Origin of the sequence: Paenibacillus sp. FSL M7-1414 (assembly GCF_038003195.1) — a bacterium.
Lineage (GTDB): Bacteria > Bacillota > Bacilli > Paenibacillales > Paenibacillaceae > Paenibacillus > Paenibacillus amylolyticus.
The window spans coordinates 2,020,271-2,033,329 of record NZ_JBBOOS010000001.1 but is presented as its reverse complement, the minus strand read 5'-3'; the positions used below and the strand labels follow the sequence as shown (position 1 = coordinate 2,033,329).

13 protein-coding genes are annotated in these 13,059 nt (G+C 45.9%); 5 read left to right on the top strand and 8 right to left on the bottom strand.

Features of this window, described 5'->3' with window-relative positions:
• Positions 1-69 precede the first annotated feature (69 nt).
• On the bottom strand, positions 70-1,041 hold the full coding sequence (locus MHH92_RS09315; protein WP_339188545.1) for a Gfo/Idh/MocA family protein: 972 nt from the start codon (positions 1,039-1,041) through the stop codon (positions 70-72).
• A gap of 411 nt (positions 1,042-1,452) precedes the next feature.
• On the opposite strand from MHH92_RS09315, the gene MHH92_RS09310 reads away from it, so the two are divergent.
• The 4 genes from MHH92_RS09310 (at position 1,453) to MHH92_RS09295 (ending at position 5,050) form a co-directional block, all read left to right on the top strand.
• Positions 1,453-3,084 (top strand): thiamine pyrophosphate-binding protein, encoded by a 1,632-nt coding sequence (locus MHH92_RS09310; protein WP_339188547.1) that lies wholly within the window; start codon positions 1,453-1,455, stop codon positions 3,082-3,084.
• 12 nt (positions 3,085-3,096) lie between these two features.
• Positions 3,097-3,465: a carboxymuconolactone decarboxylase family protein gene (locus MHH92_RS09305; protein ID WP_017689521.1), complete on the top strand. Its 369-nt coding sequence runs from the start codon at positions 3,097-3,099 to the stop codon at positions 3,463-3,465.
• A 187-nt stretch (positions 3,466-3,652) separates the two neighbouring features.
• Positions 3,653-4,003 (top strand): hypothetical protein, encoded by a 351-nt coding sequence (locus tag MHH92_RS09300; protein ID WP_036609902.1) that lies wholly within the window; start codon positions 3,653-3,655, stop codon positions 4,001-4,003.
• Positions 4,004-4,057: 54 nt separating this feature from the next.
• Positions 4,058-5,050, top strand: a complete 993-nt coding sequence (locus MHH92_RS09295) for a 3-oxoacyl-[acyl-carrier-protein] synthase III C-terminal domain-containing protein (protein WP_253507122.1) — start codon at positions 4,058-4,060, stop codon at positions 5,048-5,050.
• 191 nt (positions 5,051-5,241) lie between these two features.
• Here MHH92_RS09295 and MHH92_RS09290 read toward each other — a convergent pair whose 3' ends face one another.
• The 7 genes from MHH92_RS09290 to MHH92_RS09260 form a co-directional block, all read right to left on the bottom strand.
• Positions 5,242-5,811 (bottom strand): manganese catalase family protein, encoded by a 570-nt coding sequence (locus MHH92_RS09290; protein ID WP_036669914.1) that lies wholly within the window; start codon positions 5,809-5,811, stop codon positions 5,242-5,244.
• A 98-nt stretch (positions 5,812-5,909) separates the two neighbouring features.
• A complete protein-coding gene (locus MHH92_RS09285) occupies positions 5,910-6,185 on the bottom strand; it encodes a spore coat protein CotJB (RefSeq protein WP_036609910.1) in 276 nt (91 codons plus the stop codon).
• A complete protein-coding gene (locus MHH92_RS09280; RefSeq protein WP_036609912.1) occupies positions 6,175-6,414 on the bottom strand; it encodes a spore coat associated protein CotJA in 240 nt (79 codons plus the stop codon). The genes MHH92_RS09285 and MHH92_RS09280 overlap by 11 nt, the downstream gene beginning before the upstream one ends.
• A 279-nt stretch (positions 6,415-6,693) precedes the next feature.
• Entirely contained in the window at positions 6,694-8,046 is a 1,353-nt protein-coding gene (locus MHH92_RS09275) for a hemolysin family protein (protein ID WP_339188551.1), read from the bottom strand.
• Positions 8,047-8,092: 46 nt separating this feature from the next.
• Complete coding sequence (gene yfkAB, locus MHH92_RS09270) at positions 8,093-9,229, bottom strand: radical SAM/CxCxxxxC motif protein YfkAB (protein WP_091032604.1); 1,137 nt, start codon at positions 9,227-9,229, stop codon at positions 8,093-8,095.
• Between the two features lie 220 nt (positions 9,230-9,449).
• Complete coding sequence (locus MHH92_RS09265) at positions 9,450-10,571, bottom strand: HD-GYP domain-containing protein (RefSeq protein WP_339188553.1); 1,122 nt, start codon at positions 10,569-10,571, stop codon at positions 9,450-9,452.
• Positions 10,572-10,644: 73 nt separating this feature from the next.
• Positions 10,645-12,075, bottom strand: a complete 1,431-nt coding sequence (locus MHH92_RS09260; RefSeq protein ID WP_340903370.1) for a bifunctional metallophosphatase/5'-nucleotidase — start codon at positions 12,073-12,075, stop codon at positions 10,645-10,647.
• A gap of 120 nt (positions 12,076-12,195) precedes the next feature.
• Between MHH92_RS09260 and MHH92_RS09255 the strand changes: the two genes are divergently transcribed.
• Positions 12,196-12,942 (top strand): molybdenum cofactor biosynthesis protein, encoded by a 747-nt coding sequence (locus MHH92_RS09255; RefSeq protein ID WP_036609923.1) that lies wholly within the window; start codon positions 12,196-12,198, stop codon positions 12,940-12,942.
• The last annotated feature ends 117 nt before the right edge of the window (positions 12,943-13,059 follow it).

The window sequence follows — 13,059 nt, the reverse complement described above, 5'->3', positions numbered from 1 at the left end:
TTAAGGAGAGCTGAATCAGGAAAAGGTGCACCGGGCACCTCATATGAAAAAACCTAAGCACTCCTTTTCTTATCTCGATTGTTCCGTGTTCCGTAGCGCTTCAAGTATCAATTGTGCCTGATACCCATCGTTAAAATCATATATCTTAGCTGGTTTGCCCTGTATACGGGCAATGACATGTTTAAGAACCGGCAATTCACTGGCGGATTCAAGCACTTCCACTGGAGAAAGTGGCTGCCCCACCAGACCCGTCTTCAATTCTTCCCAATTTTCCAAGGCAATCGTACCCTTCGTACCGTACACCACCATGGATACACGTTCTTCCCCCGCAAATTGAGAGATGCCGTTCAGCTGAATTCGGGTTCCGTCTTCCAGTTCCATTGCAGCCTGTACTTCTAGTTCACAGTCACCATTCTCAGGATATTGAACCTGAGTGCTAACAACCCGGATGGCACCAAACACCTTTTGAATCATATGAATCCAGTGAATCCCCACTTCAAGAATAAATCCACCCTGTTCCCGGCTCGTAATCCATGCATTCTGTTGCCATGATCGTGGCCACTGCGGGAATTGCAAAATGAGATCTATTTTGCGAATTGTCCCCACTGTACCCTGCTCAATCATCTCTTGCAACTTCAGCACGGAAGGTTCATGCGGCATCGAGAAATGGATGGCGTGAACTACGCCCGCCTGCTCTGCTGCATCCAGCATCTCTTTCGCTTCTTCTACACTATTGGCAAGCGGTTTCTCGCAGAAAACATGAATTTTGCGCTCCAGTGCTTCCATGACAACCGGGTAATGAAATTTCGGCGGAACTGCAATATACAGCAGATCAATCTGATGTTCATTCATCAATTGCTTGTAGTCCGTATACGTCTTAACTCCCCGATGAGAAGCTGCAAAAGACGCCAAACCTTCCTCATTCGCATCACACACCGCTACAATCTCAATCTCCGTGTCCATCTTGGTATTCTCGATTAGATGAACCATATGTAATCCCATTTTACCCAGCCCAATCAGAGCCATCTTGATGACTGTCATTCCATCCCCTCCCAATTCCTTTCCAGTATAGCAGAAAGCAAAGAATTGCGAATGTGATGCATTGATACGAAAAAAAATAAACCTCTAGCTTTCAAGTCGCTATTAGAGGCTGAAATTCATCATTTACAGTCATTATTTTACATTATTTGTAACTTCGTTGCGATTGGGTAATTCGTTGCAGGGATATATAACCAATTAATTTTACTTTATCCAGCAATACTTAAAGCGTTACCAACTTAAGAATCAGGAATTTAGACTCACAAAAACAGGTTGACAAAAAACCACAAAAAAAGATACTCTTCCTAATAACAATGAATATTTCCTATTACAACCTTAGACAGTAACTTGCATTCAATAAATGGAATATGCGTATGGTTCTAATAACCTATTTCATGAAGCGAGGTGTCCCGCATGAGAACAGTTGCGGACTATTTGGCAGAAACTCTGCGTAATCTAGGCGTTACTCATGTCTTTGGTATTATTGGTAAATCCATCTGTCCTGCTGTACTGAAAATGGTGGATTACGGATTAGAGTTCATTCCAGGCCGTCATGAATCCAGCTCAGGTTTTGCCGCATCCGGTTATGCATTACAGACAGGTAAACTCGGCGTTGCCTTTGCCACATCCGGCCCAGGCGGAACCAATCTGCTTACTGCAGCAGCTCATGCAAAGGCCAACAATCTGCCTGTACTGTTTATTACGGGTCATCAATCCATTCAGGAACTGGGGCTCCCTCAGTGTCAGGATTCTTCTTCTTATCTGGCTGATCTGGCTGAAATGTTCAGACCTGCTACGCTATTCAGCAAACTGGTTGAGCGTGGAGATCACTTCGGCACACTGCTGAACCATGCCCTTTCCATTGCACTCGGCCCTAATAAAGGCCCTGTTCACCTCTGTATTCCTTTTGACGTACAGACCGAGTTGTTATCCCAATGCCGGATTGTCATTCCCGAACCGGAACCTCTGCTTAGCGTATCTAACCTGAATCGCATTTTTCCTCTCATTCAACAATCCAACCGCCCTTTAATTATTGCTGGTAAAGGTGTAAGTCGCGCCAGAGCCCATGATGAATTGCTTCAATTGGCCGAATCGTTCAACATTCCCGTCATTACTACTCCTGGTGGAAAAGGAGCGATTGCGTGGGACCATCCCCTGTACCATGGACCTTGTGGTGTTGGAGGTTTCCCACATGCAGACGACATGTTGAACCAAAGTGACCTTTATATCGTACTCGGTTCACGTCTAAGTGACATGACCCTCTGCAATCTGAAGCCTGAACATCACCCGGCACACCTCATTCAATTTGACGCTGATCCTACATTTGTAGGCAAGATTCTGAGCGCTCAAACCTTACATATCACCGGTGATTTGAAGGACAACCTACAATATTTGCTGGGCACATTAGAAGACCTCCCTACTCCTGTGAGAACCACGGCACCGATGGATTACACTGTCCCTTTACCAGATCTCCCCCAACTGTCTCTGGCTTCTGTACTAGACGGAATGAGCGATCTGCTTCCGTACGATCATAAGTTGTTTGTTGATGATGGCAGCCATGGATTTCATGCAGTTCAGCGATATAAAGTCAAGAAACCAGGAAGCTTTGTGTTTGACGCTTACTTTGCCTGCATGGGGAACGCCATTGGTATGGCGATAGGTGCAAAGGCAGCTTCACCTGAAGAGACCGTTATATGTATCACCGGGGATGGATGTTTCATGATGCTGGGGACGGAGATCAATACCGCGGTATGCAACAATCTGAACGTCATTTTCATTGTCGTTAACAACAAACAACTGGACATGGCACTCAAAGGAATGGAAAAAACAACAGGCAGAATTGATGGCACATTATATGAAGTTCCTATGGATGCTGCCAAATTTGCTGAATCTCTCGGTGCGGTTGCGTTTCGAGCAGAGACTCTTGCTGAATTCTCATCTGCGTTGAACACAGCCCAGACGTTGAATCAGGTAACTGTTATTGAGCTTCTGACCGATCGAGATGAAATTCCACCCACAGCTCACCGCACCGTAAATTTGAATTAGGAGGAGCATATCATGAGTGAACATGTAGCTCAGGGACTAGACCGTTTCGCGAAACTATCTGGTGAGTACGGCGCAAGAGCTCTCGCACCCATCAAAGAACATTTTCCCGAATTGTCGGAATTTATTATGGGGACGGCGTACGGGGATATCTTTCAGCGCACCACGATTACGGATCAATGGAAGGAAGTTGCTATCATCTCTTCGTTGATCACCCAAGGACAGTATGAACAATTGGGCGTACATTACACGATGGCTCTGAGCGTGGGAGTGACGGTGGATCAACTCAAGGGAATATTGCTACATCTGGCGCCATGTGTGGGTGCCCCACGCATTATAAGTGCATTTAATATTTTGCTTGCCACCTTGGACGAAATACAGTAATTCACTTTTCTACATTTTTATACATGATTCGACTTTTTTATTGATCTTTTTACATTCCTACCTTTATAATATGGTTAAATTATCCTTCGAACCAGCTCTCATCTTAGAAGCTTTCAGCAGAGGCCCTATGGGGCTGTGTATCCACTAACAGGATAGCCTTAACTCATTTAAAGGAGAGAGATCAAACATGGGAAATTTCATTCTGAAGACTGACGTTCCAAACAAGGTGTTAAACATTGAACTGGAGGGTTCTTTCTCTCAAGAAGACGGTTTGCGTTCCATCTCGGCCTATCAGGATACGATCGCTTCTATTAACACCAAGGAGTATGACCTGAACATCGATTGCAAAAAGTTGAATGTTACTGCTCCGGAGATTGTTCCTCTTCTGGAAGGCTGCCTTCAATTGTTCAAAAAAGATGAATATAAAAAAGTCGTGTTGACCCTCGAGAACAACGCGATTCTAAAAATGCAATTGTCCCGGCTCGGCCGATCAGTCGGTCTGGACAATCTCGAAATCATATCTACCGTTACCACTTAATAAACCAGGCGGACAAGCTGTGAATTCACCCTTCCGCTCAAGAGGAGAATGAAGATGGCCGGAATTCGTATTGTAGATATCGATATCTATCATCCAGCAACCAAGGTGCACAATGATTTTTATATTGAACATTTTGATGCAAGAGGTGTAGATATTCGTGGATTGTTACAGGCACTGGGTCGTGATACACGTTATAAAATTGACAACGATGACGAAAATTCACTAAGCATGGCCTATGAGGCAGCCAGTAACCTACTGGAGAAAACCGGACTCACCGGTGCAGATATTGATCTGATTGCTTATGCAAGCCAAACGCCAGAATACATCTTTCCTACGAATTCCCTGATGATCCATCGCCTGATTAACGGAGCTTCTCACACGATCTGTATTGACAGCAACGCCAACTGCGCGGGTATGACTGCTGCTTTCGAACAAGTTAGCCGGCAGATGCTGGGCAATCCTCGAATTCGCCGCGCATTAATCATCGGCTCTGATTATGTGGCTCCTCACGCCAGTCCCGATGATCCCGTATACTTCGCCAATTTCGGTGATGCAGCAGCGGCGGTTATTGTAGAACGAGATGAACATGCTGTCGGTTTCATTGATTCAATCTATCAGACGGATACCTGTGTGTATGGTAATTCTCTTTTTCCTGCAGAAGGCTTGGCAAAGCTGGCCAAAACGGGTGTAGATGCGGGTGCCTTTCATGTGAAATTCATCCCATTTGATGATTCCATCTGTGTGGATGCTGCTTCAGAGTCCATTCGTACGTTGCTGACACGCAACGAGATTAGACCAGACGAGATCAAAGCCGCCTGCTTCTCCCAACTATCCATTAGTAACATTCGGGCTGTATCCGAAAATGTCGGCATTGGTGATGATATTGCCGTCTATATCGGAGATGAATTCGGGTACACCTCAACCAGCAGTCCATTCATCGCATTACATCGAGCGGTTACAACTGGTCAGATTCAGCGTGGTGACAAAGTTCTGTTCTGGACCGTTGGAGCCGGGTGGCAAAATGTTGCCATGGTAGTTGAATATTAGGCCATAATTCACCAAAATAATAACCAGGACGATCCCTTTTATTTTAAATTCAAAAAGGATCGTCTTTTTATTTGAAAGCAACCCTCAATACACCACGTACACTGCTTCGGGCTTTATTAACTCATAGCAGTTAACTCAAAGCAAAAAGCAGCCCTATTGGACTGCCAGACTTCTGCTTTTATACCAAACGTTCAGAAAATCTTCTTTGTCTCCCGATCGTCTTTCAAGATCTCTACAGCCTCCCGGAAACGCAAGGAATGTACGATCTCACGTTCCCTTAGAAACTTCAGACTATCCTGCAGATCCACGTCATCGGTCAGGTCGATCAACCATTGATATGTAGCCCGGGCTTTCTCTTCTGCTGCAATGTCCTCGTACAGATCCGCAATTGGATCACCCTTTGCAGCAATGTAGGCAGCTGTAAAGGGTACACCGGAGGAATTGGTATAAAACAAGGCAGAATCGCGTTGAGCATAGTTCGGCCCAAGTCCCGCTTCTTCCAATTGATCCACCGACGCGTCCTTGGTCAACTTGTAGATCATGGTGGCAATCATCTCCAGATGAGAAAATTCCTCTGTAGCAATATCCGTCAGCAGCCCGATAATCTTGTCTGGAATCGTATAACGCTGATTCAGATATCGAAGGGCAGCGGCCAACTCCCCATCGGCACCGCCATATTGTTCCATCAGCAATTTCGCCATACGAGGATCACATTTACTAACCCTCACGGGATATTGCAGTTTTTTCTCATACACCCACATGTAAGACGCCTCCCTCTACGTTATTAAAATACAGCCCTTCTTCTAACCCTCGGGCTTCCTGTCCCTAAAGTCCTGCAAGGAAGCCTGAGGCTGATGTGTCACACTTGCCATGGCCAGGGTGTCTGAGACCATTCCCAAGGATACTTGGAGAAAGCATGCCCAAAGTTCATCAACGGTCCGTACAACTGCTGAAATTCATGGGCTACCCTCATTCGCTCCTGGCTGAACTTGTTGTACTGCTCAATGCTTTGGAAGTCTCCCGGATGGGTGTCCAGGTACAGATTCAGTTCCACTAACACGAAATCCAGCGCCTGAAGTTCTTCAAGCAATTCGTAGTATTTAGCGTCACAGGGTTTCGGCACTTCAGGTTCCATCCACTTCCACCTTCCTTCCCTTCGATCTGGCTGGTGTATAAGGGCTGTATAATGCAGGCCATAAGGTTCCCAATCTCAACGCTTCCGCCGGGCTGTACTGTGGCCAGCCCATGGGCTGAAATGGAATAAATAACTGCGGAGGTACCAGATACGTCCGAATTGCTACTGGCGGACAAGGATCAAACGGCCCCACAAAAGGGGCGTAAGCACGAAGCTGCGGATCTTTCACAAAACAACGCCTCCTTATTACATCGTTGGTGCATATTGAATAACACTGAGTTATTTCCCGCTTCCCGTCTCTATATCCATATGACGCTGTCCCCGAAGTTAATCCGAAATTCGTTTCAACTATGTGCAGAATTTCTCCAAATTCTTATTTAAAATAAAAAAAAGACCTTCGGTTCGTTCCCCTTTCAGGTAACTTCCAAAGGTCTTATATCCTGGCAGATCTTCGTAATCTGCGTCATTACATACTTTTGCTCGTCTTATCTTACTCCTGCAACGAGTTCTATTCTGCTGGATTTTCTTCCGAATTCATGTCTTGAGGGACAGATTGCTTGTACACTCGAACACGGGTAATTCGCAAGCGAGTCGATTCTTCCACTTCAAAAACGTACCCATTCAGCTCCCGAGTTTTGCCCTTGGCTGGACTACCTCCAAGCTCTTTAAAAAGCCATCCGCCAATGGTATCCACTTCTTCATCCTCAATGATGGCTCCAGTCCACTTATGAACTTCTTCAATAAGCGAACGACCATCAATGGAAAAGGAATCTCCACTGCGTTCCATATGCGGACGCTCATCCTCAAACTCGTCATACAAGTCTCCAACGATCTCTTCCAGAATTTCTTCCGCAGTCAGCAATCCAGCTGTGCCGCCATATTCATCCACAACCAGCGTCATCTGAGAATGTTTCTTCTGCATCAGACGCAGCACATGGCTGATTTCCATGGATTCAGGAACGTTTAAGATTGGACGGACGAGTGAAGCCAGATCATGTTGTTGCTCCGGTTTAGCCAGCAACAGATCTGTGATGTGTATGAATCCAATGATCTCATCCTTGTCTTCTACTGCTACGGGATACCGGGAATGTTTGGTTGCATTAATGATCTCCAGGTTCTCTTCCAAAGACATATGTGTGTACAGACAATCCATGTCTGTACGTGGCAGCATCACTTCACGTGCCAGCATATCGGAGAAATCAAAGATGTTGTCCATCAGTTTGATCTCATCTTTATCGATGACACCACTTTTGGCACTCTGCTTCATCAGAATTCGAAGTTCATCTTCCGAGTGAGCTTCTCCTTCACTGGCAGGTTCGATACCTGCAAGCCGCAGCAATGCATTGGCCGATACATTCAGTACCCAGATGAACGGGAAGAAGATTTTGTAGAACAACAGCAAGGGCGCAGATAAGAACAATGCCACACCGTCTGTTTTTTGAATGGCTAACGATTTAGGTGCAAGCTCACCCAGCACAATATGCAGAAACGTAATGATACAAAAACCGATAATGACCGACACGGTCGAAATAAGCCCTGTATCTCCTACACCAAGTTTAAACATGAGTGGCTCAACGAGCAATTCGGAGATAGCCGGTTCTCCCAGCCACCCGAGTCCAAGTGATGTCAGCGTAATCCCGAACTGAGTTGCCGATAGATAGGAATCCAGTTTACTATTCACCTTCAGTGCATAACCAGCCAAACGGTTTCCTTCACTCTGCAATTGAGTTAAGCGCGTTTGCCTTACTTTCACAAGGGAAAATTCCGCTGCGACAAATACGCCATTCAAAAATACGAGCAAAAAGACACAGAGCAGATTAAATACCAGTTGTCCAAGATGAAATTCGGTATGAATATCCAAGTTGAAACTCCCCTTTTCTATCTATTTCAGGAATACACCTGGAATATCAACGTGTGATTGCCTTTCTAGATTTGAAATCTACGCCCTTGTAATACATATCTGCCACTAGCAGGTTTGGTCCGCAACAGGATGCAATATCGCAATGGCAATTGACCGTTTGATTCAACGGATGTTCAGCTGACCATTCATGGAACACATCATCCAGTTTACGATCACGAATGTTGCCAAATGCCGGGATATCAGCAAAATCCGTCACATACACATTACCCGTAAACATGTTGACGTTAACGCGATTGCGTCCGTCAGGATCATTACGTACCGTCACATTTGGTTCGCTGTATAAACGGTTGATCAGTTCCCGATCCTGCTCTGCTGCACTGCATGCGAAGAACGGCAATGTTCCGAAAAGCATCCACATATCCTTGTCACGCACATCAAGTAAACGATGAATCGCTGCTCTCATATGATCCAGTGATAAGACCGGCAGTGACGAAGCAAAGTTCGAATTATACATCGGATGCACTTCATGACGGACACAGCCCATCTCACGAATCAATTGGTGAATACCATCCAGCTTGTCGTGCGTACGGAAGTTAATCATCGATTCCGCAGAGATAAACATGCCTGCTTCACTCAGTTTGCGGGAATTTTCAATCATTTTCTCATACATCTTCACCGCTACTTCACGTTTCACAGGTCTGCCACTATTCGCAAATCCAACTTGATGGAAATCGTCAGCATTCAGGTAGTTGAATGAGATATGCATAACGTCCAGATAAGGTAAAAGTTGCTCATACCGGCTGATATCCAGTGTTAAATTCGAATTGATCTGGGAACGAATTCCACGTTCCTTGGCATATTTGAGCAGCGGAATAATCATCTCATCCACTGTTTTCTGGCTAAAGCTTGGCTCGCCACCCGTCAGACTAATCGTCTGCAGATGCTCCACTTCATCCAATCGTTTTAGCATCAGAGGGAGCGGAAGAGCCGGCGCCTCACGCATCGTAAGCATATCTCCCACGGCGCAATGCTCACACCTCATATTGCACAGATGTGTCACGGTCATTTCTACACTGGTCAGCACATGGCGTCCATATGTACGCAGAGAGCCAATCGGATCCCACGGATCATTCGTTGGAGATAAAGGCATCGGTTGTACCGATCCTGAGTTTAGCATGGTCATTGTTCTTCACCTTATTCCTTTTATTAACCTAAAAAGTTTTATTTACATCATACCTTGTGTTTCTCTTTTTGGAGTTATCTTTTATCATAGCACAATTTTGAATGCTCCGGCATACGTAGACCCTGTCCATTACATGACAAAAAACACTCAGGTAACTCCGGGCCGAATCACGAAACGGCCCCGATATTACGACATGAGCGCTAATCATTCCTAAGCTTGTTCAGCTTTCCAACCGTTCACTTTGAGCCGCTGAAGGTGTATCCTCCACACCCTCTACACCTGTGATCATCACAGACAGTGCTGTAGACAGGTTAATTTCGTAGGGCGAAGATAAGGTCTGGCCGTCGGCATCCTTGAGCACCCGGATAAGTGGACGTTGAGGAACACGTGGATGAATCGCTGCGACCACCCCAACCTCTCCCGTACTGAGCGTGACCGATAGACCCACGGGGTAGATCGCTACACAATCCCTGAATCTCTCCAGCATTCGTTGTTCATAAAGCGTTCCTGAGCCCGTATACAGCACCTCTACGGCCTGATGTGGCAGCAAGGCTTGCTTGTAGACTCGATTCGTTGTCATGGCATCATACGAATCAGCAAGAGCAATCCACTTGGCATACTCATGAATCTCTTTATCCTTCAGCCCAAAGGGATATCCACTGCCATCAATTCGCTCATGGTGCTGCAATGCACAATGTGCAGATAGAAGCGGTATACCTGGTTCGTCTTTGAGAATACGATGTCCATATGTAGTGTGCTGCTGAATGATTTTGAATTCCTCGTCACTTAATCTGGAAGGCTTATGCAGAATTTCTGGTGCAATCTGTGTCTTGCCAATATCATGCAATAAGGCACCCAGACCAATCTCCATTAATTGCTGGCGTGTGTAACCCGAAGCGACACCAAGAACCAGTGTATACACACATACATTCAGCGAATGATTATACAGGTCAAAATCACTGGAGTTCATGTCCATCAGCATAATCATGGCTTCCTTCTGACTGCCGATGTCTTCCAGAATCGCATTCATCACACCACTAAGCGCTTTACCGAAATGAGGAATCCGATTTTTGGTTTTCAGTCCTGACATGCTCTGAAATTGCTGTTTAATCTCGACCAGTGCTTTCCTTCGGGTCTCTTCCTGCAACATTTCAGGAACAATGATGTCCTCTGTCGCAGCATCTTTAATATACACATAACCGACTCCGAGATCCTTAAGGCGTCCAATCAATCGACTGGTTAGCTCTACATCCTCACTAAGTAATACAAGGCCTTCTTCACTATAAATACGTTTCCCCAGCTTCATGCCAGGCTGCAATAAGTTTATATGTACTAAACGCACAGCCTATCCTCTCCCGCTCCGTAGATGTAATTACCACTAGCCGCCGCTTCAGCAGAAGGCAAGTACTTTAAATTTAGCTTTGATGCCAGCGGGCTCGCAGGCTGTCGTCCAGAGCCCCTGGTCGTTTTATTTCCGTTTCCAGCAAATCGCGTATGAATTCCGGAAGATGATAGAGCGTACGGGTTCCATGAGCAAGAGGAGGATACCCCACATTGAACGTAAACATGTCCAGTGTCCCAACGATATACTCACATTGTTCGTCCATAGGCTCCCCATTGATGGATATGGCCTGGATCTTCTCATAGGCTGGCGCATCTGGATTGTATTGAACTTCCATTCCGTCCATACATAACGTGCCTAGAATATGACCACGAAAACCAAATCCCACAATGGGCTTACCTGAAAACTCGTCCAACAAGGACTGCTCAAGTGCTTCACGAATATGACTTCCACTCAAGCATATTGTACAAGCATTTATAGGAGATGGACATAGGGAATGCAACATTCCTTTTGTAATATTACCTTGTGGAAGCTCTCCGAGAAGCTGACCTGCATTCACCAGAGACAGCTGTGCCCCCGTGAAATGACGAACAGCTTGTGCAAGCAAGGTAGCAAACGGGGATTCCCGGTCGTACGTGATGGGCAGCACCCGATCCGTTATCACTGCCGTCTGATTGAGTGTTCTTTGAGCCTCCGCACGATTCGTAGCGATTGCCAGCGCGACCTGATCATCCAGTAATATACTCTTGGCAGCCATACAACCGCTACTTACCAGTTGGAGAGGTTCCCCCACACTTGTTCGTTCCAGAACCACTTTCCCAAGCCACTGGCCAAATTTTCCAGCTGCGCCCAGCACGGTCTGACCAATGACTAAGGGTTCTTCGAGAACATGATGGGTATGTCCACCGAGAATAACATCAATTCCCGTAATCTGCTCCGCCAGTCTCCGATCTGTCGAAAGCCCCAGATGAGAAAGAATAACCACAACATCCACTTCATCACGTAATGTTTCCACTTGAGCTTTTAATGACTCCACAGGGTCCAGAACATCCCACCCGAGCAATTCATAAAACGTGGTAAAAGGGGCCGTTGCCCCCAGCAGACCAACGCGAAATGGACCTTTCTCCACAATCAGAGAAGGTTTCATCCACACTGGCGCAAGTCCAGTATCTTGCTCTACAACATTGCTGCATACCACAGGACACAGAAGTCCAGCGTAGGACTGTGAGAGCTGATCTGGCGTAAAGGTTAGTCCTTCGTTGTTACCGATTGTAATGGCATCGTAGCCCGTCAGGTTAATAACATCAACATTAGCCGTACCCAGTGTTCCCTCTGTTTCAACGGCCATTCGGTCCATATGATCGCCGATATCCAATACAAGGAAGTTGCCACCTTGGTCACGTTCCTCATTGATCATAGCGGCGATGGTACTCATGGAGCCGAAGTGACTGTGGATGTCGTTGGTGTGCAGAATCGTTAACGTTTGCTTCTCCCTGGTGCTCATCACACCGCCTCCCCTGCTCTTCAATAAACGTTCATTCTTCTAATGGATAAGCATAACATTTTCCGCGTCGTTATGATATATTTATAGGGTTTAGAGATCAAAAAGAGGTGAGTCATATCTATGAAATTGACAATTCAACTATTTGCAGGCATTGCAGAACGTTTAAATACATCCCTTCTGGAGTTTGAGTACATTGGAGATATTCCAACCGCTGCCGATTTAAAAGAAAAACTGAGTCTGGCCTACCCAGAGGCAGCTTCTCAGATAAGGACATCCTTTTTGGCAGTTAACCAGCAGTACGCTCCTGCCGATACTATACTTAGCTCAGAAGATGAACTTGCGTTGATCCCTCCCGTCTCTGGAGGCGATGGTACGGATATATCCGATGAACAGCTTCGCTCTACCGTTCCAGAGCATCGGACTGAAGATGGCTTATTTCTAATTACAGAATCCACTTTGTCCGTGGAAGCAACAACGGCGCTAGTGATTACCCCGAATCACGGGGCAGCTCTTACTTTTGTAGGTACAACTCGTGAAATGACCGGTGAACAGCGCACCGTTCATCTTGAATACGAGGCCTATGTGCCGATGGCTCTTTCTCAGATGGCAGCCATTGGTGTGGAAATCTCCGATCGCTGGCCTGGTGTGTTATGTGCAATCAGTCACCGAATCGGGAAAGTGGATGTAGCAGAGATTAGTGTAGTCATTGCTGTTTCCTCGCCTCATCGCAACGACTGTTATGATGCAAGCCGTTACGCCATAGAGAGACTCAAACAGACCGTTCCGATCTGGAAAAAGGAAATTTGGGAAGATGGATCTGAATGGAAGGGACATCAATTAGGACCATGGAACCCCATGGAGAACTAAACAATGAGCCTTTACACCTTTTTAGACAGAGTGGGTTAATAGTAAATAAGTCGTTGTCAACCCATTTTTTTCTTGTTATTATAATTATATGTGTCGATATTAGTCGAGAAAAGGTGG

Bases quoted from the DNA above. Each gene is read 5' to 3' on its own strand.
- MHH92_RS09315 (WP_339188545.1), bottom strand. From the start codon at position 1,041: ATGACAGTCATCAAGATGGCTCTGATTGGGCTGGGTAAAATGGGATTA.
- MHH92_RS09310 (WP_339188547.1), top strand. From the start codon at position 1,453: ATGAGAACAGTTGCGGACTATTTGGCAGAAACTCTGCGTAATCTAGGC.
- MHH92_RS09305 (WP_017689521.1), top strand. From the start codon at position 3,097: ATGAGTGAACATGTAGCTCAGGGACTAGACCGTTTCGCGAAACTATCT.
- MHH92_RS09300 (WP_036609902.1), top strand. From the start codon at position 3,653: ATGGGAAATTTCATTCTGAAGACTGACGTTCCAAACAAGGTGTTAAAC.
- MHH92_RS09295 (WP_253507122.1), top strand. From the start codon at position 4,058: ATGGCCGGAATTCGTATTGTAGATATCGATATCTATCATCCAGCAACC.
- MHH92_RS09290 (WP_036669914.1), bottom strand. From the start codon at position 5,811: ATGTGGGTGTATGAGAAAAAACTGCAATATCCCGTGAGGGTTAGTAAA.
- MHH92_RS09285 (WP_036609910.1), bottom strand. From the start codon at position 6,185: ATGGAACCTGAAGTGCCGAAACCCTGTGACGCTAAATACTACGAATTG.
- yfkAB (WP_091032604.1), bottom strand. From the start codon at position 9,229: ATGACCATGCTAAACTCAGGATCGGTACAACCGATGCCTTTATCTCCA.
- MHH92_RS09260 (WP_340903370.1), bottom strand. From the start codon at position 12,075: ATGAGCACCAGGGAGAAGCAAACGTTAACGATTCTGCACACCAACGAC.
- MHH92_RS09255 (WP_036609923.1), top strand. From the start codon at position 12,196: ATGAAATTGACAATTCAACTATTTGCAGGCATTGCAGAACGTTTAAAT.